Origin of the sequence: Sporomusa malonica, assembly GCF_900176355.1 — a bacterium.
Classification (GTDB): Bacteria; Bacillota; Negativicutes; order Sporomusales; family Sporomusaceae; genus Sporomusa; species Sporomusa malonica.
Genome location: NZ_FWXI01000002.1, coordinates 57,733 through 81,505, shown reverse-complemented (window position 1 = coordinate 81,505; position 23,773 = coordinate 57,733). Strand labels below are relative to the sequence as shown.

Sequence of the window (23,773 nt, the reverse complement as noted above, 5' to 3'; positions counted from 1 at the left end):
AAGAAAAAAAGAGTAAATAGCAAGATACATACAAGTGTATTAGTTATTCTACAAATAAATCAAAAGTCCTCTATTTTTCGCTATTTTCGAATGCGAACCTCATTTTTTTATCCTAACAAAATATATAACATTCTCTATTTGTATATTATTCTTCTTTTTCTTCTTTGTATTTCTTTCTAGTAGCCTCACCCCCACGGATATGCCGCTCTGCTTTATTTAGTTCCAGGATATTCTTGACTTTTGCTGCCAGCCGCTTATTTATTTCCGGGAGACGTTCAATCATGTCTTTGTGAACAGTACTCTTGCTTACGCCAAAGATAGTAGCAGTCTGGCGTACAGTGTGCTTTGTTTCCATAATGTGATTGCATATATCCAGCACCCGCTTGCGAATATATTCTTTCATCCAGTCTCTTCCCCCCCGCGCCCGTCCTTTTAACCCTTTGCTAACATGTATATGCGAAGGAAAAGAAAAAATGACCTTACGAAAAGGTCATTAATTTTGGAAAAGTTAATTTAATTAGGCATATTGGGAAATATCTCGCGCGGATCAACGAGCTGTTTACCGTCATTGGCTCTGACAGCTAAGTGCAGATGCGGTTCGGGTTCACTTGTGCTGATTCCCATCGAGCCGATCGGTTTACCTGTGTTAATCATGGTGTTTTTTTGTACGGCAACACTAGCCAGTGAACCATAGTAGAGGGTGTATCTGCCACTTTTCACGGCTACAGTTAAACCATACTGCGTATCGGTCATCACATCAACAACTTCACCACTTAGCAGTGCTGGCACTACCTGGCCTTCACCGCCGCTAATATCGAGTCCGTTATGATACCGCCAATCCTGGTACAGCGGATGGAGTTGCCAGCCAAATCCATGTGTGATTGTACCAGACCATAAGTCACGGATAGCCTCATTGCCAGTTTCGAGCTCGTGCTCTGCTGTTGCCCGATGGGCAGGTGGAGACTTGGTTTCAGTTATCAGTGGTACTTCTTGATTACCTGCTAGGTTAACATGTGATTGAGGAACTAAAGCAGTTTGTGCAGGCTGCATTGGTTCTGAGACTTGTTCTGTCTTAACAACTGGCGGCTTCGATGCCGGTTCGAATGTGCTGATAACAGCGAACATAAGTAGCGAGGCAGCTGTGAGCAGTACCCCTGCTGTTAATACCTGTCCTAAATAACTAGAACGTGTTATCTTAGGCAATATCTTTCCGAACATATTATCACCTCATAGATAGTATGCCCAGGAATTGCTTGTATATAAACGTGGTAGTGGTAAGCGAAGTGTGGCCCCTCTCTTTACGATCCGAATATATTCTTAATAGCTGCACCCGTATAATAGTAGGTTAGAATCTGCCGGAAGTTCTGGTTCTCTTTTGCTTGACCGTTAGCGCCATATTGGCATAAGCCTACGCCATGACCGTAGCCGAATGTTTTAAATATCAACTTATCACCAGCCGGTTCCACGCTAAAGTTGGTTGAACGGAGTTCTAGCTTTTGCCTTACTTCAAGCCCTGTCAGGGTTTTGGCTCCTATCCGCACTTTATTTACCCGCCCTGAATCTGTAAAATCAATAACACCTGCAATGCTGGCGCTGCCACCGCTTTGAGCGGCGGCAATAATACCGGCGTCAGTACCCAGCCGGGCTTCAAGTTCGGTCAAGGTGATTTCTTTGGTATCCTGGTAGCGCGGTGATTTCTGGTCCCAGGTGCAGGCTACACTTTTTAGGTAAGGGTAGTCAAACCCCCATACTTCCTTGGCACTGGCTGTTCGTTCACCGCTGGTAGAATGAAATACGGCATTAATAGGTTCACCGTTATAAGTAATAATCAGTCCTTTTGTTTCATTAGTGGCGCGACTGACTTTGCCCCAATACTTAGCATAATTTGCGCCCCATTTGGCTTTTAATGTAGTCTCGTTGTGCCATGCCTGACTGTTATTGTGGTCAGTAGTCACATCTGCACCCGGGTACTCACTCGAACCTGCACCACCAAACAACGCCATATGTTTCACAGCATAGGTGCGCGCCGCCACTGCCTGGGCTTTCAGCGCTTCCAGCTCAAACTCGGCAGGCATTTCTGCAGCCACTACTCCTTTTACATAATCTTCAAGGTTCATAGATACAATCTGTTTAATTTCATGCATATATACTTTGATCGTAATATCCTCCCCCCGGTACACTTGGGGAAGATTGGCGACCGCCGGTTCCCGGTTCCAATCATCGATTCCCCATATTATTACCGCCGGAATGGCGATTACAGTCAATATAACCAGCAATATACTGAACACTACTATATACCTCATTGACTCACCTTCTTCCGGCACTTTAGGCCGCTATGCACATATATTTCATAATATGCAAACAAGCTGAGCCGTATGAGTGGAAAAAAGGAAACGAGATTGCCACGCTATCGCTCGCAATGACGGCAGGAAAAACCCATTCGTCATTGCGGGCACAGGCGAAGCAATCTCGCTTTTTCTTTTAAGAAGTACGTTTCCTTAATCTAATTATTAGTTCAACTAGCCCACGCGTTCAATATCAGCGCCAATACTGCGGAATTTTTCAACTAGTTTATCATAACCGCGATCAATATGATGAATATACCCAATCTCTGTTTGACCTTCAGCTACCAGGCCTGCCAACACAAGGGCTGCGCCAGCTCTAAGATCAGTCGCTTTTACAGGACAGCCGGTTAACTTAGGCACTCCTTCAACAACAGCACAGCGGCCGTCAATTTTAATGGATGCGCCCATTCGTTTAAGTTCGTCAACATGCATAAAGCGGTTCTCAAATACTGTTTCAGTAACAATGCCGGTACCTTGGGCAACTGTCAGAAGCGCCATAAATTGGGCCTGCATATCTGTAGGAAAACCAGGATAAGGCAGAGTTTTAATGTCAACCGAGCGAATGCCGCCTGTAGCACACACTCTTACACCGTTAACATCTTCTTCAATCATCACACCCGCTTCTTTCAGCTTAGCAATGACGGGTTTTAAGTGTTCAGTCAGGGCGTTTTCCACATATACGTCGCCACCAGTCATAGCAGCAGCCACCATGTAGGTGCCAGCTTCAATTCTGTCAGGAATAACGCAGTGGCAGGCACCTCTAAGCTCAGTAACACCTTCAATTCGAATCATCTTGGTACCGGCGCCGCGAATGTTGGCGCCCATGTGATTCAGCATGTTAGCCAAATCAACAATTTCAGGCTCTTCAGCCGGGTTTTCAATAATGGTCTGACCTCTGGCCATACTTGCGGCCATCATAATGTTTTCAGTGGCGCCAACACTAGGAAAGTCCAGGTAGATACGGGCACCCTTTAAACCTTGCGGCGCTTTGGCTTCAATAAAGCCATGACCCATGACAATTTCCGCACCTAAGGCCTCAAAGCCTTTTAAATGCAAATCAATCGGCCTTGTGCCGATGGCACAGCCGCCTGGCAGCGAAATCTTTGCGCAGCCTTCCCGTGCTAAAAGTGGTCCCATAACAAGAAAAGAAGCCCGCATTTTCCGCACAAGTTCATAAGGAGCCTCACAGGCTGTGATATTAGTGCTGTCAACATATAATGTTCCTGGTTCGATTTTTACCGCCGCTCCTAAATGCTCAAGCACTTCGGCAATTGTGCGGACATCCTCCAGGTCTGGTATCTCTTCCAGGGTGCTGGGAGTTGTACCCAGCAGCGTTGCCGCAATCACCGGCAGCACAGCGTTTTTTGCGCCGCTGACTTTTACTGTGCCAGAAAGACGGTTGCCCCCTCGAACAATTAATTTTTCCACAAAAGTATCCTCCCACCACAATGGTGCATGTACAGTTTTCCTATAATAGTTTACCATCAGGCTAATAGCTAAGCAAGAGGCCAGAGCCGCAAAAATAAAGTAAAATAAAACCGTTATCATCATTTTTGCCAGTATTTAGGCAGGTTATTCAATGTAAATTATGGTGAGCTTAAAAAAAAGAGATTGCTTCACTCTGCGTGCAATGACCCAAAATATTACTCGTCATTGCAAACGTCAGTGAAGCAATCTCACTTGTTTACTTATTATTATTTCTTTTCCGCTACTCTGAGACGCATCATCGCACGTTTAAGAGCTACTTCAGCCCGCTGAACATCAATATCACTACTAGCTTTTAGCCGCGATTCGGCACGCTCTTTGGCAGCCGCAGCGCGTTTGACGTCAATCTCTTCCGGCAACTCGGCGCAGCTTGCCAGTACTGTTATCTTCTGAGGGCGGACTTCAATAAACCCGCCACACAGCGATAGTTGCTGCTCGCCTTCGTCATTCAAAATTCTAAGCGGCCAAACATCAAGGCCGGCTATGAGCGGCGCATGACCTGCTAGAATACCAAGATCGCCGTCAGTCGCTCTGGCGATTACCATATTAACGTCTTCGGAATAGACCATCCTATCAGGAGTAACAATATCCAGCCTAATCTTATTGGCCATATATTATTCCCCCTTCATCTTTTGAGCCTTTTCCACTGCCTCGTCAATAGTACCTACCATGTAGAAGGCTGTTTCCGGGAGTTCGTCATGCTTGCCGCTTAAGATTTCCTTAAAGCCGCGAATTGTTTCCTTGAGCGGTACATATTTGCCTGGTGAGCCGGTAAAGGCTTCAGCAACGAAGAACGGTTGGCTCAGGAATCTCTGGATCTTCCGTGCCCGTGCTACAGTCTGACGGTCTTCGTCTGACAGCTCTTCCATACCGAGAATGGCAATAATATCTTGAAGCTCTTTATAGCGTTGGAGTACTTCCTGCACGCCACGGGCCACCTGATAATGTTCTTCACCAAGTACATTTGGGTCCATAATCCGCGAGGTTGAATCCAGCGGATCAACAGCCGGGTAAATACCAAGCTCTGATATCTGGCGTGACAATACTGTGGTGGCGTCAAGGTGGGCAAAAGTAGCCGCCGGAGCCGGGTCAGTCAAGTCATCAGCAGGCACATATACGGCTTGAACTGAGGTAATTGACCCCTTCTTAGTAGAGGTAATCCGTTCCTGCAATGCACCAACGTCAGTGCTCAGCGTAGGCTGATACCCTACCGCCGATGGCATCCGGCCTAAGAGCGCCGAAACCTCAGAGCCAGCCTGGATGAATCTGAAGATGTTGTCAACAAACAGGAGAACGTCCTGGCCGCCAACATCACGGAAATATTCAGCCATTGTCAAACCGGTAAGACCTACGCGCATCCGCGCTCCAGGCGGCTCGTTCATCTGGCCGTATACAAGTGCGGTTTTGTCGATAACACCGGATTCAATCATTTCGTTCCACAGGTCATTACCCTCACGAGTACGCTCGCCTACACCGGCAAATACCGAGTAGCCGCCATGTTCTGTGGCGATGTTGCGGATAAGTTCCATAATAAGTACGGTTTTACCTACGCCAGCACCGCCGAACAGACCAATTTTACCACCTAGTGCATAGGGGGCAATGAGGTCAACGACCTTGATGCCTGTTTCCAGTATTTGTGTCGATGTCTCCTGGTCTTCAAATGCCGGCGCCGGCCGGTGAATGGGCCAAAATTCATCAGCAACAACTTGCTCTGGGTTTTTATCAACGGTTTCGCCAAGTACGTTAAATACCCGGCCTAAGGTACCTTTACCAACAGGAATTTTAATTGGCGCCCCGGTATCTGCTGCCTTCATGCCGCGAGTCAGGCCGTCAGTAGAAGACATAGCCACACAACGGACGGTGTTATCGCCCAAGTGCTGCATTACTTCTGCAGTCAGCTTAACATGCACATCGCCAACTGTCTCGTCAATTGTGACAGCATTGTATATGGCAGGCAGTTTTTCCGGGGGAAACTCAGCGTCAATAACAGGACCGATAACTTGAATAATTCTACCGATATTCACTAGGGTTTCCCCTCCTTAACTTCTTAGAGCCTTCTACTTAAGCGCCTCGGCACCGCCCACAATCTCGGATATTTCCCGGGTAATGGTGGCCTGGCGAACCTTGTTGTAGTTCAGCGTCAGTTTGGAAATGAGTTCTTGCGCATTATCAGTAGCCGAGCCCATCGCAGTCATCCGGGCCCCCAGCTCACTTGCTGCTGATTGTAAGAGCGCACCGTAAATTACTGTTTCCAGGTAACGTGGTAATAGCAGGCTAAGAACCTCACCGGCTGATGGTTCAAAAATGTACTCAGTCTGGGGTGTTTCCTCCCCATCACCAATACCGGCTACCGGCAGTAATTTAACGGTTGTTGGTTTCTGATTAATCGGCGAATAGAAATGAGTATAGGTCAGATAAATCTCGTCATATTCACCTGCTGCAAACTTATCAGCCATAAGCTGAGCCAGCATCACTGCATCCTGGTAAGACGGTCTTTCTGAAAAGCCAGTGTACTCGCCGTCAATATTGTATCCACGCCTTTTAAAGTAATCACGGGCTTTGCGGCCCACGGTTACCAGCTTAGCGTTATTCTTACCGCGCACCTGTGGCAAAACCTCTTTCATGAGGTTAGAGGAATAGGCCCCAGCCAAGCCTTTGTCAGCACTTAATACCAGATAGCCAATCTGTTTTACTTCCCGTGCTTCAAGCAGCGGATGAGAGGCATCGCGGGCATTTGCTGCGACACTCCCCAATACTTCTTTAATCTTATCAGTATAGGGTTTGCTGGCAATAGCCCGTTCCTGCGCCCGGCGTAACCGGGCAGCAGCTACCATCTTCATGGCTTTGGTTATTTGTTGAATATTTTTTACACTTTTAATGCGGCGGCGGATATCTCTGGCGCTAGCCATGTTTTATCACCTCGCCGCTTCGACTTTAACAAAAGTGTCTTTGAATTCTTTTACGGCTTTTTTAATAGCCGCTTCAGTTTCCGCGTCAAGGACCTTCTTCTCCCTGATGGTTTTAGCTACTTCGGCGTAATTGCTGCGCATGAACTTCAGGAAGTCCTGCTCAAACTTAGTTACATCCTCAATAGGCACATCATCAAGGTAGCCGTTGATGCCGCTATAAATAACCATGACCTGTTCTTCTACCGCCATAGGCACATACTGTGGCTGCTTTAGGATTTCCATCATGCGCTGGCCACGGTCAAGCTGAGCTTTGGTCGATTTATCAAGGTCAGAGCCGAACTGGGCAAACGCCGCTAATTCACGGTATTGCGCCAAGTCCAGACGCAAGCGTCCTGCAACCTGTTTCATGGCTTTAATCTGGGCTGAACCGCCTACACGGGATACTGACAGACCAGCATTAATAGCCGGACGGATACCTGAATAGAACAGTTCGCCTTCCAGGAATATCTGTCCATCGGTAATAGAGATTACGTTGGTCGGTATATAGGCAGATACGTCACCAGCCAGTGTTTCAATAACAGGCAGCGCTGTAATTGAGCCGCCGCCAAGTTCAGCTGATAGCTTCGCCGCCCGTTCCAACAGACGGGAATGTAAGTAGAATACGTCGCCAGGATAGGCTTCACGTCCTGGAGGACGACGTAAGAGGAGCGACATAGCGCGATATGCTACAGCGTGTTTCGATAAGTCATCATATACGCAGAGCACAGCTCCACCTTTATACATAAAGTACTCACCCATGGTAACACCGGCATAAGGAGCCAGGTATTGCAACGGAGCACTGTCAGAAGCAGTGGCAGCAACAACAATGGTGTATTCCATAGCGCCAGCTTCTTCGAGGGTCTTAACAATACGGGCTACTGTAGATGCTTTTTGACCAATGGCAACATAAATACAAACTACGCCCTGACCTTTTTGGTTAATGATGGTATCAACAGCAATGGCTGTTTTACCGGTACCACGGTCGCCGATAATAAGCTCACGCTGGCCGCGCCCGATAGGTACCATGGCGTCGATGGCTTTGATCCCCGTTTGCAGCGGCTCTTTAACCGACTGTCTATCGGCAATGCCAGGTGCACGGTATTCAACCGGCCGGAATTCAGTGGTATTAATCGGGCCTTTCCCATCAATGGGCTGCCCAATGGCGTTAACAACACGACCAACCATGGCTTCACCTACAGGAACCTGCATGATGCGCCCAGTCCGGCGCACGGTATCGCCTTCCTTGATTTCGACCTCGCCACCTAATAAAACGGCGCCGACATTGTCCTCTTCCAGGTTTAAGACCATGCCAAATACTTCATGTGGAAATTCTAATAATTCGCCGGCCATGGCCTTTTCCAAGCCGTGGATCCGAGCGATACCATCGCCTACTTCGATAACGGTACCGATATCATCAACATTGAGGTCTACTTGATAATGCTCTATCTGTTGTTTGATAATCGCCGTTATTTCTTCTGGCCTCATTTTCATAAGTTAAGATCTCACCCCAATCATAAAGTAGACTTAGCTTCAGGAGAGTCATAGCCCTACCTGAACTATAGTCGCCCTTATCCAGTGACTTAGTCATCGGATAAAGTCCTCGACCTCGACTATACGGCAGCGGCTTGGTTCGTCATAAGTGCCGCTTTGAGTGCCTTAAGCTGACGGGCCACGCTGCCATCAATCAGTTTATCACCGATTTTAACAACTACACCGCCAAGCAGTTCTTGGTCTATGCTTGTCTTGAGTACAATATTCTTGCCTGTAACCTTGCTTAATTTGCCCGCCAGCGCCTCAAGCTGTGCTGCACTAAGTTCTTTGGCGGTAAAGACTTCGGCCTCGGCAATATTTCTGGCTTCGTTGGCCAGACGTATGTACTCGCTAATAATGGCTGGAAGCGCCGGTTCCCTGCGTTTATCAATCAAGAGCAGCAGAAAGTTCTGGACAAACCCATCCAAATCCCCAGCAAAAACCCGGTTGATTGTTTCTTTTTTAGCAGGAGCCGGTACAATCGGATGATACATCAGGGTAGCCAAATCAGCATGTCCGGCAATGGTGGCTTCTACCAGCTTAAGCTGTTTCTCCACATTGTCCAGCATAGCTTTTTCGCTGGCAATTTCATATATGGCCTGTGCATATTTGATCGCCAACTTATTTGTTAGCATGGCAAACCACCTATTTTCTTACCATCCAAATTATTGATAAAGTCGTCAACAATCTTGGCGTTGGCGGTTTCGTCCATGTTCTGGGCAATAATCTTAGAAGCAGCGGCAACAGCAAGCGTCACGACCTCACCCTTGAGTTCGGCAATAGCGAGGTCACGTTCGCGGGCAATTTCTTCCTGTGTGGCTTTTAAGAGCCGTGCACTTTCTTCGCGAGCTTCTTTGAGCATTTCTTCTTTGGTCTGTTCAGCCAGCTTGGCGGCCTTTTCAACAATAGCCTGTGCCTGGGTACGCGCTTCGGCCAGTTGAGCAAGATATTCCTGCCTAAGTTTCTCAGCAGCTTGCTTTTCCTGTTCAGCTGTTTCCAGACTGTCAGCAATTTTGGCCTGCCGGTCAGCTAGCGCCTGCATTAGCGGTTTGTATGCCACTTTGGTTAAGATAGCAACAAGTATAAGAAAATTTATAATTTGCGCTATTAGCGTCGCATTCAAGTCAACCAATTGAGGGCCCCTCCTCTTTCCGGCGTATAAGGGGAGCGCTGGCAGAAGACATAAATTGTTTCTGCCAGTCGCCCGATAACGCTTAGATTACTTAATAAACGGATTGGCAAATACCAGTACGATAGCAATAACCGCTGCAATAATAGGAATAGACTCGATCAAACCTACCGAAATCAGCATGTTTACAAGAATAGTTCCTTTTGCTTCTGGTTGTCTTGCCATACCCTCAATTGCCTTGGCAGTAACTGCTCCGTCACCGATACCGGCACCTATGGCGGCGAGTCCGATAGCCAAACCCGCTCCGATAGCAGAGGCTGCAATAATGATAGCTTGTTCCACAAAAAACTCCTCCTTTTTCTCTTGTTTCAGTATAAGCATTCAGATTGAGCAAAAATTTAATGGTGCTCGTCTTGCAATGAGTTGGACAGATATGACATGGACAGCATGGTAAAAATAAACGCCTGAACAACGCCAACAAACACGCTGAAGGCCAACCACGCCGTTGGAACAACATACGGCACGAGCATGCCCAGAACGATGAGTAAAATCTCACCTGCCAGAATGTTGCCAAATAGACGGAAGGATAAGGTAATCGGTTTGGCTATTTCCTCGATTATGTTGATAATGACAAAGGGGATATAGGGTTCAAAAAAATGTTTCAAATACCTAATAGGTCCCCGATTCATCATACCCAGAATATGTACCAAGATGACAACCATCAGGGCCAGGCCCAGTGTTGTGTTGATATCATTGGTCGGCGAGGTAAATCCTGGAATTAAACCCAACTCGTTACCAACAACAAGGAACAAAAACAGCGTGATAATAAGCGGCGCCAATTTCCTGCCCTTCGGCCCCATGGTGTTATCAATCTGGTCTAACAAAGCGGTAACAGCCATCTCAAGGAAATTCTGCCATCCCCGGGGAACAATCTCTGCCCGGCGAGTCGCAACTACTGCCAAAATAATGACTATTGCCATAGTCAGCCATGTCATGTATAAGGTATCGAGATTAAAGGTAAGTCCAGCAAAATGCGCCAGCTTATGTCCACCAATCTCATGGCCTCCTCCACCATGTCCCATATTTTCGTTTTCACTCCCTTCCTGAGTCAAATTTCGACTTTCCTAAATTTGGTATAAGTCCGGAAACCACGATAACTACGGCATTTATCATTAATACTATGTGAAGTGAGAATAACCCCACTACTGCCGCCCAAAAATCAATTCCTGGTACATGTACCGACAAAACAAGTATGGAAATCAGGAAACTGAACCGTACAAGCCAGCCGACGCGCATAGAAGCTACAGCTTGTCCTGGCGACAGTTCAGCGCTTTTTTTAACCCGGCGGCACATAAGCAGGAAGTATATTACACTTCCCGACCACCCTGTTAATAAACCGGGTATAATAAATACTTGATTTGATAATAAAGCGCCAAGGGTTACAAATAAGCCCCAGGCTGCCAAATGCATTAATGTCTGCTTCACTTGAGCGGCGTAATTATCAGCAAAACCTACCTTAAACAAATTAAACCTCCCAAGAATGGCTATAAACGACCATCTGCTTCGTTGCTCCTCAGACGTTTTGCTTACGTACTACCCGTACGCCGCGCTGCAACGCCTTCCGGTGCGCCTTGCACCTGGCCATTTCTAGCCATTCTTGACTATCCTCTTATAAGTACCCCATAACCCGGCCGCCATACCAAGCACAATACCTGATACAGTAAACCAGGGAAACGAATTCAAATAACTGTCAGCCCACCGGCCCAAAAATAGTCCGACAGCCACAGCAGCTGCCATATTAAGCCCAATCGAGCCTGCTAAACTAAAGGCTGACCATAACCCGTCATTCTTGCCAGGCACATCTTCACCTCGTAGAGCTAGACTTCTTAGCTATTATAACCATGGAAACAAGGAGATATTATTTCCACCAAAAAAGGCCAATGTCCGTCAGTACTATTCTCTATCAATATGGCAAATTCCTGCTTCAAGTTACAGAAAACAATAAAAATTTAGCAAATTTACATCAACTGTAAGCACGGTAGCTAAAAATTTCCGGCAATAAATTCGTCTGGGATACCATCGGCTAAGCCATATTTCCACAAAATTGCTTTGACAATCCGCCTAGAGGCCTGTCCATCCCCGTAAGGGTTTACAGCGTTAGCCATATGTTGATATTCAACACCGTCGACTATGAGCTTTTGGGTTTCGGCATATACCCGTTCCCGGTCTGTGCCAATCAGTTTAACTGTGCCTGATGTCACGGCTTCAGGACGTTCAGTGGTGTCTCTTAGTACCAGTACCGGCTTGCCTAGCGCCGGTGCTTCTTCTTGGATACCGCCTGAGTCAGTAAGCACTAGATAAGATCTGGCGATAAGATTGGCAAACGGCTGGTAGTCCAGCGGATCAATCAGGTGAACACGTTCCAGCCCGCCCAATTCATCTTGAACCACCTGGCGGACTAAAGGATTTTTATGTACTGGGAAAACAATTTCCACATCTGGATACGCAGTGACAATATCTTTGAGGGCCTGATAAACATGACGCATTGGCTCGCCTAAGTTCTCCCGGCGGTGGGTTGTAACCAGAATGACTTTTCGGCTGCGGTAATCAATTTGTTGTAGCAGTGGATCTGTAAATCTATACCCATCGTCGACGGTGGCCTTCAAGGCGTCGATGACCGTATTGCCTGTGACGAAAGCCGCCTGGTCAGAAATATTCTCCTGCAGCAGATTTTGCTTTGCCGTAACCGTTGGCGCAAAATGGAGATCAGCTAAAGCGCCTGTCAGTTTACGATTCATTTCCTCGGGAAAGGGCGAATGCTTATTACCTGTACGAAGACCAGCCTCAACATGACCGACAGTTATCTGGTGATAGAAAGCTGCCATGGCTCCGGCAAATGTAGTCGTCGTATCGCCGTGAACAAGCACAAGGTCAGGCTTTTCTTTAATAAGCACCTGATTAAGCCCCTGCATGGCCCGGCAGGTAATATCAAACAGCGTTTGCCCCTGACTCATAATATCAAGATCATGATCAGGGGTAATGTTAAACAAATTAAGTACTTGGTCAAGCATTTCCCGGTGCTGGGCAGTAACTGCCACCACTGGTGTTATGTACTCAGGATGTTTGGATAACTCCAGAACAACAGGGGCCATTTTTATGGCCTCAGGCCTAGTGCCGAAGACAGTCATAACTTTTATGCGGGACATTAAACGACTTCCTTTCCTGGTCTCCAGTTTGAATTCACTTTCATTAATTTATAGCATAAGGCGGGCAAAAATTGCCCGCCCTATTATCTTGCAAAGTTGCATTATGAACGCAGTTCAGCTTAATGGCTTTTCACTGAATCGCTGCTTTTAAGCACACCGTCATTATTTTTTAGTACACCAATCTTCTTGGCCCCGAAAAAGGCAACCGTAATAATGGCAAGCAAAATTAATGCAGCAACCATCTGACTTACTTCAGTCAAAGCAATGGCACTTACCCCCAGGCAACCGCTGATTACATACATCAACAGCACAGCCTGCTTTTGGGTTAAACCCATGGCTAATAGACGATGATGTAAATGACCCTTATCTGGTTTAAAAATAGGCCGCCCGCTCATATAGCGGCGGATGATAGCAAACGCGGTATCCATAATAGGCAGACCTAATGCTACAATCGGCACTACCAGCGCAATGGTGGCTGCGCTTTTTACTGTTCCCAATATAGAAACAGCGGCCAGCATATAGCCCAAAAACATACTCCCAGTATCACCCATGAAGATTTTAGCCGGATTAAAGTTATGCTGCAAAAAGCCTAATGCACTACCAGCCAATGCAGCTGTCAGAATGGCTACTGTCCAGAGATTCTGCTCAAGCGCCACTAAGAGAATAGTCACCGACGCGATTGTCGATACCCCAGCTGCCAGTCCATCCAGACCGTCAATTAAGTTGACAGTGTTAGTCAGGCTGACCACCCACATAATGGTGAGTGGAATGGACAGGTAGTTAACATAGATCATATCGCCAAACGGGTTTGTCAACCATTCAATACGGATATCGAACATAATGAGCACAGCAGCTGCCACAATCTGACCTAACAGTTTGACCTTAGCAGGTAGTTGCTTCAAATCGTCGATGATGCCGACAGCTAAAATAACCGTACCGCCCAATAACAATCCTAAAATTTCATGACTGATCCGCATGCTGGACAATACAGCCAGCACAAAACCAAAATATATCGCCAACCCACCCATGCGGGGAATTGGAATGGTATGCACCTTACGAGCATCAGGGGCATCAAGTGCTCCTGCCTTGATGGCTAACTCCTTAATATGAGGAGTAATAAAGTAAGCTGCTGCTAAAGCAACAGTAAAAGCCACTACATATGTTTGCATATGATAACACCTCTTTTCTACGCAACACCCATTGTACCTCAAGTGTGTAAAAGTTGTCAATCAGCCCTTAGCCGTCAATACGCCTGTATCGTTATTATTTTCATTACCAATAGCTATATGCATCAAATATGTGTAGTATACCTCTGTCTTTCTCGCTCGCATACATCTTCTCTTAACAATAGCCTTTACGGCGAAGCTTATCGACATGCGCGGCAACAAGCGCCGGTATGTTTACAGCATGCCTCTCAGCCAGTATGTACATCATAGTAAAGCAGCATTGGGCAACATCCAGCAGCTCCAGGGCGGCACCACGGTTTACTTGGTCGGCATCAAGTCTTGATTGTTCACCTGACGCGCCAGCATATTTTCCAAGAAACTGGGTTAATTCTCCAAGCTCCTCCTGGATTTTGCATACAGTTGTCAGTAATGTGACATCATCAATTTTCAGATGCGGCAGGCTAATGCACTTATAGTTTCCGCCATGCAGATTCTTGGTGGTGGTGATGCGATAGCTTTGACTGTTATCATCATACACATACCCCTTATCTGTCAGTTTAACCAAATGTTCGCCAATGAGGCTATCAGCATCAATACTGAATGAATCTTCCATAACAAAGATCATGGTTACACAGGTTTGGGCAACATCCAGCAGTTCTTCCTTAACATCGGCGAGCAGATTGACTGCATGGGGCTGTGCAGTCAATTCGGCCGGGGTCAACTGTTCCCATGGCATAAATTTGAGCACAGCACGAGCCAGTTCTCCTGCCTCTTCCATAGCTTTTAGTAGGGTTGAATCAAGTGTAGGTGCGAGGTTATTAAGTTTTGGTAAATAAATGGCTTCTAACATGCAAATTCTCCTATAGAAAGGCTGGTTTACGCATCCCAAAAAGCAGATACCAAACCAGCCATTAATTAATGATTTAATTCGCTGAAATTCGGCTAAATCCTCCTTGTTTTCCCAAGGGTCGAGAATTTCCTATTAGAATGGCACTAGACCTAAAAAAAACTGCCCACATTAGTGTGGGCAGCAGGCAGTTATATTATCAACCAAAGCAAACATATTCTATTCCAGCCTCTGCGATGAGCTGCTCTGCCAGTTTGTCAGGATAGCTATATTGGTAGACAACCCGCTTAATACCGGCATTTAAGAGAATCTTGGTACAAGCCGAACATGGCTGATGGGTAGAATAAATGGTTGCTCCATGAATCGAAACACCATACCTGGCTGCCTGGACGACAGCACTTTGCTCCGCATGGAGACCCCGGCAAAGCTCCTGGCGCTCTCCCGATGGCACCTGATTGACAGCGCGAACACAGCCTGTTTCGCCACAGTGAGCCAGACCGCTTGGCGCACCATTATACCCTGTAGATAACAGGCGCTGATCTTTAACAATGACAGCGCCGATCTGACGTCGTAGACAGGTTGATCTGGTAGCAACTACATTGGTTATATTCATAAAGTATTCGTCCCAGGACGGACGGTCAAGCTCTGTCTTATCACTCAAGCTGTTTACCCCCCTTGGCCAAACGGTATAATAACAGTATATTCGCGGCCCAGGTATAACGTGCGATTATCCGATGACTAACCCGCTCTAAGACTCCCTCTTCTACAAGTGGGAGTTAAGAGCGGCTAAGTCCCTGGATAAGGGCGACTAACCTTCAGGTGGGGTTAAAACCCCATCTGAAGCTAAGTCTACTTTATTTGGTGCCAAAAATGCGGTCTCCGGCATCACCTAAACCTGGCACAATATAGCCATGTTCGTTGAGGTGGCTGTCAACAGCTGCTACATATACTTCAACATCAGGATGATGATCGTTTACCATGTTCACGCCTTCTGGAGCGGCTACCAAACACATCAGTTTAATGTGCCTGGCACCTCTGGCTTTCAGCATATCAATAGCAGCCACAGACGACCCCCCTGTTGCCAGCATAGGATCAATAACAATAAGCTCGCGGTCAGCTACATCTTTCGGCAGCTTGCAATAATATTCCACAGGCTTCAAGGTTTCATGATCCCGGTACACGCCGATATGCCCCACCTTGGCGGCAGGAATGAGTTTCAGAATGCCATTTACCATTCCAAGACCGGCACGCAGAATGGGAACTACGCCGATCTTCTTGCCTGACAGCATCTTGCAGGTGCAGGTAGTCAGAGGTGTCTCAATTTGGGTCTCTTCCAGCGGCATATTCCGAGTCAGCTCAAAGGCCATCAGCATTGAGATTTCTTCTAAGAGCTCACGGAATTCTTTGGTTCCTGTTCTGATGTCACGAATGAGTGATAGTTTATGTTGAATTAACGGATGGTCGATTATTTTTACTTGCATGAAACATCTCTCCTTAATAAAATACCTATTTAGCGTATAAAGGATATTTGTGGCATAGATTTGCCACCATAGCGCGCGCCTTATCCTGACTCACGCCGTCTTCAGGCTTGGTCAGCGTCATGGCAATAATATCGCCAATGACCACCATGTCTTGTTCAACCATACCGCGCGAAGTAACAGCCGGAACACCAATTCGGACACCACTAGTTACCAGCGGACTGGCTGGATCGTTAGGGATAGCATTTTTATTCACAGTAACACCTACTTCATCCAAGAGGTGTTCAGCCTGTTTACCTGTAAGATTTTGAGCGCGCAGATCAACAAGCATCAAATGATTGTCGGTGCCGCCAGAGACCAGGGTAAAACCATTTTGCTTAAGCCGCTCGGCCAAAGCCTGCGCATTCTTGATGATCTGGCCTTGATAAAGGCGGAATTCTTCACTGAGCGCTTCTTTGAAAGAAACAGCCTTAGCCGCGATAACATGCATTAAGGGGCCACCCTGGATACCGGGGAATATGGCTTTATCAATGGCCTTAGCATATTGAGCCCGGCACAAAATCATGCCGCCGCGCGGGCCGCGCAGTGTCTTGTGCGTGGTTGTTGTAACAATGTCGGCATGTGGCACCGGACTGGGATGAAAACCAGCAGCAACAAGACCGGCAATATGGGCCATGTCAACCATGAACATGGCTCCTGCATCGCGGGCAATTTGTCCCAAACGCGCAAAGTCAATTATCCGCGAATAAGCACTGGCTCCAGCTACCAGTATTTTGGGCTTGTGTTTCATGGAAAGTTCGGCAACCTGATCATAATCAATGCGATGAGTAACCTCATCAACACCATAAGCAACAACATTGAAGTATTGTCCTGAGATATTAACAGGGCTGCCATGGGTCAGATGGCCGCCATGGGCCAGGTTCATACCTAGAATAGTATCACCAGGCTTCAAGAACGCAAAGTACACAGCTGTATTGGCCTGAGCTCCCGAATGGGCTTGCACATTTGCATGCTCAGCACCGAATAGTTCTTTTGCCCGGTCAATCGCCAGCTGTTCGACAACATCGACATATTCACAGCCACCGTAATAACGATGCCCCGGATACCCTTCAGCATATTTATTGGTGAGCACCGAACCCTGAGCCTCCATTACGGCTTTGCTGACAAAATTCTCGGATGCGATAAGCTCCAGCTTATTTTGCTGACGACCACGTTCAAGGCCAACAGCCTGTGCAACTTCTGGGTCTACACTTGCAAGGATTGTCATATGTATCTTCTCCTCCATTCAATAACTAAAAGTGCTTAGAAATGTTCAAATGTGCTAAGCAGTTCCTATGACAGTTGATAGATGGCGCGTGCCCCGCCGACCAACTTCGGTCTGGCGCGTGCGGCAGTCAAATAGGCTTCACCGATATATTTCGGGGTCAAACGCACCGGAACTGCAACTTTTTTTATATGCATACCAATGAGCGTACTACCAATATCAAGACCGGCATGGGCCGAAATCGCTTCAACCACCATAGGACAGGCAAACTCACGCATAGCTTGCGCAGCCAGCGCCCCACCAGCCTTAGCAACCGGAATGACTGTCACTTCTTCAAGATTATATTTATCGGCTACAGCCTGCTCAACAACAAGTGCCCGGTTGAGATGCTCACAGCACTGTATAGCCAGCGATACCTGATACCAGGAACAAACCTTCAGCAGGCTCGATAAAATTCGTGCCGCCACTACATCCGAACCATAGGAGCCGATACGGGCTCCCTGTACTTCGCTGGTACTGCACCCTACCACAAGGATTTGCCCAGGCTTTAACTGGGCTGTCTTTATTAGCTCTTCAGCCGCCAGCACTGTTTGACGGCCAATTGTTGCCAAATCTGTATCCATGCATCATTCACTCCATTTGAGCTCTTATCTACACTTTTCCAATTGCATAATCTTGTCCACTCGACAGCCATGCCTGCCACCGGCAAATTCTGTCTTGAGCCATACCTCAACAATCATCCGGGCTAAGCCAGGACCAATCACCCGTTCACCCAGTGTCAGGATATTGGCGTCATTATGTTCACGCGACATCTGCGCCGAAAAAACATCATTACAAAGCGCTGCCCTGATTCCGTTAATTTTATTGGCGGCAATGCTGACGCCAATACCTGTGCCACACACAATAATGCCCCGCTCATACTCACCACTTACCACCGACTCAGCTACTTGGCGGGAAATATCGGGGTAGTCAACCGAGTCTGTAGTATATGTCCCAAAATCATGGTTGTCTACCTTGAGCTCTGTTAACAGGGCTTTGATTTCTTCTTTTAGGCGATAACCGCCGTGGTCGCTGCCAATGGCTACCTTCATTCTGTAACACTTCCTATTGTATGTATTTGCGCGTCTTTCACTTTTTCAACGTTAATTACTATTTTCCTGCCAAACTGACAATTTTTTCCCACGCTTGAGTCAACAAGTGTTTGAGCTGCCCGGCGCACATACGGTATTCAGCCTCGCTGCCACCGAATGGATCAGACACATCAGCAGCTTGTCCTGCAAATTCGGCCAGTGTGTATATTTTGCCTGTCATGCCTCGCGTCATGTTGGCTACAGCGCGTTTGTGCGACACCGTCATCGTCAGTACTAAATCGGCAGTTTCGAGCTTAGCCGGTACCAGCTGCTTTGAACAATGCTTGTCCAGCTGCAGCCCGGCCTGGCGCATAACAGCCTGGGCCTGGTTGGAAGCTGGCTGGCACCCTGCGGCAATCCCAGCCGACTCAACAGCTATTTTGTCAGCCAGCCCAGCTTGTAGAACCATATCGGTGAGAAGCGCGGCAGCCATGGGGCTGCGGCACGTGTTGCCTGTACATACAAGCAAAATCTTGAACATTCAAGCTCACCCCCATATTTTGTGTCTTGAGAAATATCTCATACCAAATTATGCTTTGCTTAGTAAATTGTCGTCCATAAAATGTGTATTCCCAATAGAACCAAAACAACGCCGCCGATCAGTTCTGCCCGTGCGCCGACATACCGCCCCAACTTACGGCCAAGTCCCAGCCCAAAGAGAGCAATCACAAAGATAACGGCACCTAAAATCATGCTCAACTGGAATAAATCGACATCAATCATCCCCAGACTGAATCCGGCGGCCAAAGCGTCAATACTGACACTTGCTGCCAGCATGATAAGCGCTCCACCATGCAAGGGATTGCCTGATGAAAACTCCGCTTGGCCGCTGATGTTTTCTCTAATCATGTTTGCGCCCAGCCCAGTCAATACCAGTGCGCCAATAATTGTAGCAAAGTTTTGCACACTGGCTACCGGCCAATCAATATGATAGGCCCCAACATGTTCAACAACAGTACCCAGCCAGTGACCAATATGGTACCCAGCCAGAATCATAATAATGTGAAATACGGCAAAAACAATGGCTGACTGGACAATAACCAGCCGCCGCACTTTGTTCATGCCAATTGGCACGGCCACAGAAAACAGATCAGTTCCAAGGGCTGCGCTTAAGACAAACAGTTCAAACATGCTCACAAATTCCACCCCTTACCTAAGAGCGTTCAGAACATCCCAGGCCCAACAACGCAGATGGGATTACGGTTTGTTCATATATATGTTCCAGCAGGGGTCAATATGAAAGCATACCTTGTACTATTCGCGGATAATGCGGTAACCGGCAGCTTTTCGCAGCCTGTTCATAACGGCCAGTCCCAAGTCCTGTTCGGCTATTCCCTCAGCATAAATCACGTCAACTGCCTTGTTATCAAAACTTCTGAGGGCAGTGTACAGATTAGCGGCAATAAGTGCTGTATCGGTACGCGGACCATAAACAGACGCTATCACTTGAGGAGGCAGGCTGTCTGCCATTTCAGCAGATACTACCGCCCCCACAGTGTGTCCTGCTGCCAGCGCCCCATTTATTTCACGGTTCAGGATAAAAGCAGCGTAATCTGCCCCAGACTCAACCAGAAACATCGGCGCAACAGGCGCGTAATGGGTATATTTCATGCCTGGTGATCTAGGTATTGACTGAGAGCAGGCCAACGCGGGGTCCACTTCGATCTCGCCCAACACCTCAATCAGCATTTCGTAGGTTATACCGCCTGGCCGGAGCAATGTCGGCACCGGTGTGGTACAGTCAACAACAGTTGACTCCACACCGATAGCGCACGGCCCGGCGTCAATGATAGCGTCAATCTTGCCTTCAAGGTCACTTAGTACATCCTGTGCTGTCGTCGGGCTTGGCCGGCCTGAGGTGTTAGCGCTGGGAGCAGCTACCGGTACACCAGCCAAGCGGATAAGCTCCCTGGCAGTCAGCGATGCTGGCAGGCGTACAGCCACAGTATCAAGGCCGCCTGTTACCACATTCGGCACATGAGATTGGCGCTTTACTACCACAGTAAGCGGCCCTGGCCAATATCGGCCGATAAGCGCCCGGGCACTTGCAGGAATAGCTGCTGCCAAATCATTTAATTGTTCAACTGTATCAATATGTAAAATGAGCGGGTTGTCAGCTGGCCGCCCCTTAGCCTCAAATATCCCGGCCACAGCCTCAGCATCAAGGCCGTTAGCCCCAAGACCATATACTGTCTCGGTCGGAAATGCCACCAGCCTGCCCTGCCGCAGCAACTCAGCCGCCTCTGCCAATACAGTTAAGTCAGGATTAGCCGAATCAACCTTATAATACTTAGTACGCAAATAAATCATCTCCATACGGATTGCCTATCGTAAGCCAAAAACCACTACCCGTTCTATCCCGGCATAATCTTTGACAATAGCCTCAACCTTTAGTCTGCTAGCTTGGTCAGCAAGTCTGGCCACCGGCCCAGCCTGGTCAATCCCTACTTCTACAGCAATGAAACCGCCAGAATTCAGATATTCAGCCCCTTGAGCCACAATGCGCCGATAAAAATTCAGGCCGTCAGCTCCGCCTGCGAGCGCCAACCGAGGTTCTTGCCGTACTTCGGCACTTAATCCAGCGATATCGCTGTCTGGGATGTACGGCGGGTTTGATAATATAGCGTCAAACGTCTTGCCAGCAAGCGGCCCAAGCATGTCGCCCTGACATAAATTCAGTCGTTCATCAACACCTTGCCTAACGGCATTTTCCTTAGCAACCGCCAGTGCGTCTGGTGAGATATCTACAGCCACGCCCGTGCCTGTAGCTAGTTTAGTCAGAATGCTGACAATAATTGCACCACTGCCTGTCCCCAAATCAGCAATAAGCGGAGCTCCATGGGAAGTAAGCCGTTCGAGCGCTGTTTCCACTAGAATTTCAGTATCTGGCCGTGGAATCAGGACAGCTGGGCTAACAGCAAAGTTCAGCCCCATAAATTCCTTATAGCCAGTAATATAAGCCACCGGCGCACGGACAGCCCGACGCTTGACAGTATCACGATAAGCAGTAAGTTCTTCGGGGGTTAGTGGTTGGTCAAACTGTGTGTATAGATATAGCCGGTCTTTACCCAGGATATGGGAAAGCAGTACCTCGGCATCCAAACGGGGATTATCAATCCCCTTGGAGCCGAAGTACTGCTTAGTCCAATTTAAAATTGACGCGATGGTCCATTGTTCACTCATAAAATCTTCCTTACTCTCTAGTGAGTAGTTTAGAATGCTCAGATGCTAGGCGCACCGGAAGACGTTTGCCGCGCCGCGTACTGGTGTACGCAAGCAAAACGTCTGAGGAGCAACGACGCAGATGGGCGTTCTAAACTATCTCACTCTACGTCTTTGAGTTTTTCGCTCTGTCCGGTGGTTATCAGCGCCGAAACCAGCTCATCCAGATCGCCGTTGAGGACAAAATCCAGCTTATGCAGTGTTAAGCCAATACGATGGTCAGTCACACGGCCTTGCGGGAAATTGTAGGTTCTGATCCGTTCACTGCGGTCGCCAGTACCTACCTGGCTTTTACGGTTTTCAGCCACCTCTGCCGCCTGCTCTGCCTGAGCTAGCTCCAATATCTTGGCCCGGAGTACCCGCATCGCCTTGTCGCGGTTCTTAAGCTGGGATTTTTCATCCTGGCACTGCACGACTACGCCTGTCGGCAAGTGGGTAATGCGCACCGCTGATTCGGTTTTATTGACATGCTGTCCGCCGGCACCGCTGGCACAGTAGGTATCAATCCTGAGATCATTCTGATTGACATTAACATCTACATCCTCGGCTTCAGGCAGTACGGCTACTGTCACGGTTGATGTATGGATACGGCCGCTTGACTCGGTGGTCGGCACCCGCTGAACGCGGTGCACACCGCTTTCGTACTTAAGTTTAGAATATGCGCCATCGCCTTGGATGGAAAACACAACTTCCTTAAAACCGCCCAGCTCAGGGGCGTTAGCATCAAGCATCTCAACTCGCCAGCCCTGGTTTTCGGCGTACCGGGTATACATACGAAACAAATCGCCGGCAAACAGCGCCGCTTCATCACCACCGGCACCGCCTCTAATCTCAACAATGACATTCTTATCATCATTCGGGTCTTTCGGCAAAAGCAGTACTCTTAACTCTTCTTCCAGGGCCACTACTTTACCCTTGGCCTCGTAGTACTCACCCTCAACCATCTCACGAAACTCATCGTCAAGCTTGTCTTTCAGCATCTCGCGGGCATCCTCAATGGCCTGCAGTGTTTTCTTGTACTCACGGAACTTTTCTATTATGGAAACCATTTTGCTGTGAGCTTTGGTCAGCTTCTGCCATTCACCCATGTCTGCCATCACGGCTGGGTCACTAATCCGGCCTTCGAGTTCCATAAATTTATCTTCAAGGGCCTGCATTTTATCAAGCATTTGTTGTCACCTCTACGTTTTGGTCAGGGCGCACAGCGTTTAAGGCTGCAATGGCCACTTCAATCTGGTCGTCACTTGGCTCACGGGTGGTCAATTGCTGCAGCCATAAGCCAGGGGTAATGGCACAGGCTACCCAGCGGGCTTTACTCCGTCCGGCAAACCGGATAATCTCATAGGCAATGCCAGCAACTACTGGCAGAAGAACAACCCTGGATAAAATTCTAAGCCAGAGATCAGGCCAGCCTAAAAAGGCAAACATGATAATACTGACTACCATAACAATGAGTAAAAAATTGGTGCCGCAGCGAGGATGCAGACGGCTGTATTTGCGGATATTTTCCACAGTCAGCTCCTGTCCAGCTTCGTAAGCATGAATGGTTTTATGCTCAGCACCGTGGTACTGAAAAACCCGCTGAATGTCTTTCATTAGTGATATTCCGACAATATATAAGAAAAAAATCACCAGCCGCAAAATTCCCTCAAAAGTATTTAGAAGCCGGGGATCAGTTACGGCACTATGAATATATTTTGCAGCATAGGTAGGAATAACGACAAATAACAAAATAGCCAGCCCCAGTGAAAATACCATGGTCATGGCAATTTCCTTAGTGGATAAGGCTTCTTCTTCCTCACCTGCTGCTTGCGCTGAAAACGATAATGCTTTAAGACCGTAGACCAATGATTCGGCAAGCGCCACAACGCCACGCAGCATTGGTTTTTTCAAGATAGGATAACGGTCAGTCACCGAGGTTAGCCGTTCCTTTTGCACAGTAATAGTACCGGACGGTTCGCGAACTGCAGTGGCAATATATTCCGGCCCGCGCATCATAACCCCTTCGATAACGGCCTGGCCG

At 47.8% G+C, this 23,773-nt stretch carries 28 protein-coding genes; all 28 read right to left on the bottom strand.

Annotated elements, in window-relative coordinates; all coding sequences use genetic code 11:
* Positions 1 to 145: 145 nt before the first annotated feature.
* The gene (gene spoIIID / locus B9A22_RS02350; RefSeq protein ID WP_084574001.1) at positions 146 to 403 is read right to left on the bottom strand and encodes a sporulation transcriptional regulator SpoIIID; all 258 of its coding nucleotides are present in this window, start codon (positions 401 to 403) and stop codon (positions 146 to 148) included.
* 110 nt (positions 404 to 513) lie between these two features.
* Positions 514 to 1,218 (bottom strand): M23 family metallopeptidase, encoded by a 705-nt coding sequence (locus B9A22_RS02345; protein ID WP_084574000.1) that lies wholly within the window; start codon positions 1,216 to 1,218, stop codon positions 514 to 516.
* Between the two features lie 80 nt (positions 1,219 to 1,298).
* Complete coding sequence (gene spoIID, locus B9A22_RS02340) at positions 1,299 to 2,303, bottom strand: stage II sporulation protein D (protein WP_084573999.1); 1,005 nt, start codon at positions 2,301 to 2,303, stop codon at positions 1,299 to 1,301.
* 216 nt (positions 2,304 to 2,519) lie between these two features.
* A complete protein-coding gene (gene murA / locus B9A22_RS02335) occupies positions 2,520 to 3,773 on the bottom strand; it encodes a UDP-N-acetylglucosamine 1-carboxyvinyltransferase (RefSeq protein ID WP_084573998.1) in 1,254 nt (417 codons plus the stop codon).
* A gap of 266 nt (positions 3,774 to 4,039) precedes the next feature.
* On the bottom strand, positions 4,040 to 4,441 hold the full coding sequence (locus tag B9A22_RS02330; protein WP_084573997.1) for a F0F1 ATP synthase subunit epsilon: 402 nt from the start codon (positions 4,439 to 4,441) through the stop codon (positions 4,040 to 4,042).
* A gap of 3 nt (positions 4,442 to 4,444) precedes the next feature.
* A complete protein-coding gene (atpD, locus tag B9A22_RS02325) occupies positions 4,445 to 5,854 on the bottom strand; it encodes a F0F1 ATP synthase subunit beta (protein WP_084573996.1) in 1,410 nt (469 codons plus the stop codon).
* Positions 5,855 to 5,887: 33 nt separating this feature from the next.
* Positions 5,888 to 6,739, bottom strand: coding sequence for an ATP synthase F1 subunit gamma (gene atpG / locus B9A22_RS02320; RefSeq protein ID WP_084573995.1), 852 nt, complete (start codon positions 6,737 to 6,739; stop codon positions 5,888 to 5,890).
* Positions 6,740 to 6,745: 6 nt separating this feature from the next.
* On the bottom strand, positions 6,746 to 8,269 hold the full coding sequence (gene atpA / locus B9A22_RS02315; RefSeq protein WP_084573994.1) for a F0F1 ATP synthase subunit alpha: 1,524 nt from the start codon (positions 8,267 to 8,269) through the stop codon (positions 6,746 to 6,748).
* Positions 8,270 to 8,388: 119 nt separating this feature from the next.
* Positions 8,389 to 8,943 carry a F0F1 ATP synthase subunit delta gene (locus tag B9A22_RS02310; protein ID WP_084573993.1) on the bottom strand — a complete coding sequence of 185 codons (555 nt, stop codon included), beginning with the start codon at positions 8,941 to 8,943 and terminating at the stop codon, positions 8,389 to 8,391.
* Positions 8,937 to 9,440, bottom strand: a complete 504-nt coding sequence (gene atpF, locus B9A22_RS02305) for a F0F1 ATP synthase subunit B (RefSeq protein WP_084573992.1) — start codon at positions 9,438 to 9,440, stop codon at positions 8,937 to 8,939. Before atpF ends, B9A22_RS02310 begins: the two co-directional genes overlap by 7 nt.
* Positions 9,441 to 9,527: 87 nt before the next feature.
* A complete protein-coding gene (gene atpE, locus B9A22_RS02300) occupies positions 9,528 to 9,779 on the bottom strand; it encodes a F0F1 ATP synthase subunit C (protein WP_075757102.1) in 252 nt (83 codons plus the stop codon).
* Positions 9,780 to 9,835: 56 nt separating this feature from the next.
* The gene (atpB, locus tag B9A22_RS02295; protein ID WP_084573991.1) at positions 9,836 to 10,519 is read right to left on the bottom strand and encodes a F0F1 ATP synthase subunit A; all 684 of its coding nucleotides are present in this window, start codon (positions 10,517 to 10,519) and stop codon (positions 9,836 to 9,838) included.
* Positions 10,520 to 10,529: 10 nt separating this feature from the next.
* Positions 10,530 to 10,961 carry an ATP synthase subunit I gene (locus B9A22_RS02290; protein ID WP_084573990.1) on the bottom strand — a complete coding sequence of 144 codons (432 nt, stop codon included), beginning with the start codon at positions 10,959 to 10,961 and terminating at the stop codon, positions 10,530 to 10,532.
* Positions 10,962 to 11,084: 123 nt separating this feature from the next.
* Positions 11,085 to 11,297: an AtpZ/AtpI family protein gene (locus B9A22_RS02285; protein WP_084573989.1), complete on the bottom strand. Its 213-nt coding sequence runs from the start codon at positions 11,295 to 11,297 to the stop codon at positions 11,085 to 11,087.
* 182 nt (positions 11,298 to 11,479) lie between these two features.
* Positions 11,480 to 12,643: a non-hydrolyzing UDP-N-acetylglucosamine 2-epimerase gene (gene wecB / locus B9A22_RS02280; protein ID WP_084573988.1), complete on the bottom strand. Its 1,164-nt coding sequence runs from the start codon at positions 12,641 to 12,643 to the stop codon at positions 11,480 to 11,482.
* 119 nt (positions 12,644 to 12,762) lie between these two features.
* The gene (locus B9A22_RS02275; protein ID WP_084573987.1) at positions 12,763 to 13,812 is read right to left on the bottom strand and encodes an MraY family glycosyltransferase; all 1,050 of its coding nucleotides are present in this window, start codon (positions 13,810 to 13,812) and stop codon (positions 12,763 to 12,765) included.
* A gap of 172 nt (positions 13,813 to 13,984) precedes the next feature.
* Positions 13,985 to 14,659: a MazG-like family protein gene (locus tag B9A22_RS02270; RefSeq protein WP_084573986.1), complete on the bottom strand. Its 675-nt coding sequence runs from the start codon at positions 14,657 to 14,659 to the stop codon at positions 13,985 to 13,987.
* 196 nt (positions 14,660 to 14,855) lie between these two features.
* Positions 14,856 to 15,317 carry a deoxycytidylate deaminase gene (locus tag B9A22_RS02265; RefSeq protein ID WP_245823758.1) on the bottom strand — a complete coding sequence of 154 codons (462 nt, stop codon included), beginning with the start codon at positions 15,315 to 15,317 and terminating at the stop codon, positions 14,856 to 14,858.
* A 193-nt stretch (positions 15,318 to 15,510) separates the two neighbouring features.
* Complete coding sequence (gene upp / locus B9A22_RS02260; protein WP_084573985.1) at positions 15,511 to 16,137, bottom strand: uracil phosphoribosyltransferase; 627 nt, start codon at positions 16,135 to 16,137, stop codon at positions 15,511 to 15,513.
* Positions 16,138 to 16,162: 25 nt separating this feature from the next.
* A complete protein-coding gene (locus B9A22_RS02255; RefSeq protein WP_084573984.1) occupies positions 16,163 to 17,401 on the bottom strand; it encodes a serine hydroxymethyltransferase in 1,239 nt (412 codons plus the stop codon).
* A 65-nt stretch (positions 17,402 to 17,466) separates the two neighbouring features.
* Positions 17,467 to 18,021, bottom strand: coding sequence for a TIGR01440 family protein (locus B9A22_RS02250; protein WP_084573983.1), 555 nt, complete (start codon positions 18,019 to 18,021; stop codon positions 17,467 to 17,469).
* A gap of 24 nt (positions 18,022 to 18,045) precedes the next feature.
* A complete protein-coding gene (gene rpiB, locus B9A22_RS02245; protein WP_084573982.1) occupies positions 18,046 to 18,489 on the bottom strand; it encodes a ribose 5-phosphate isomerase B in 444 nt (147 codons plus the stop codon).
* A 58-nt stretch (positions 18,490 to 18,547) separates the two neighbouring features.
* Positions 18,548 to 19,009: a low molecular weight protein arginine phosphatase gene (locus tag B9A22_RS02240; RefSeq protein ID WP_084573981.1), complete on the bottom strand. Its 462-nt coding sequence runs from the start codon at positions 19,007 to 19,009 to the stop codon at positions 18,548 to 18,550.
* A 59-nt stretch (positions 19,010 to 19,068) separates the two neighbouring features.
* Complete coding sequence (locus B9A22_RS02235) at positions 19,069 to 19,659, bottom strand: manganese efflux pump MntP (protein WP_245823773.1); 591 nt, start codon at positions 19,657 to 19,659, stop codon at positions 19,069 to 19,071.
* Positions 19,660 to 19,782: 123 nt separating this feature from the next.
* A complete protein-coding gene (locus B9A22_RS02230) occupies positions 19,783 to 20,829 on the bottom strand; it encodes an L-threonylcarbamoyladenylate synthase (RefSeq protein WP_084573979.1) in 1,047 nt (348 codons plus the stop codon).
* Between the two features lie 24 nt (positions 20,830 to 20,853).
* A complete protein-coding gene (gene prmC, locus B9A22_RS02225) occupies positions 20,854 to 21,711 on the bottom strand; it encodes a peptide chain release factor N(5)-glutamine methyltransferase (RefSeq protein WP_084573978.1) in 858 nt (285 codons plus the stop codon).
* 140 nt (positions 21,712 to 21,851) lie between these two features.
* Positions 21,852 to 22,919, bottom strand: a complete 1,068-nt coding sequence (prfA, locus tag B9A22_RS02220; protein ID WP_084573977.1) for a peptide chain release factor 1 — start codon at positions 22,917 to 22,919, stop codon at positions 21,852 to 21,854.
* A complete protein-coding gene (locus B9A22_RS02215; RefSeq protein WP_084574347.1) occupies positions 22,912 to 23,748 on the bottom strand; it encodes a DUF1385 domain-containing protein in 837 nt (278 codons plus the stop codon). Before B9A22_RS02215 ends, prfA begins: the two co-directional genes overlap by 8 nt.
* Positions 23,749 to 23,773: the final 25 nt, after the last annotated feature.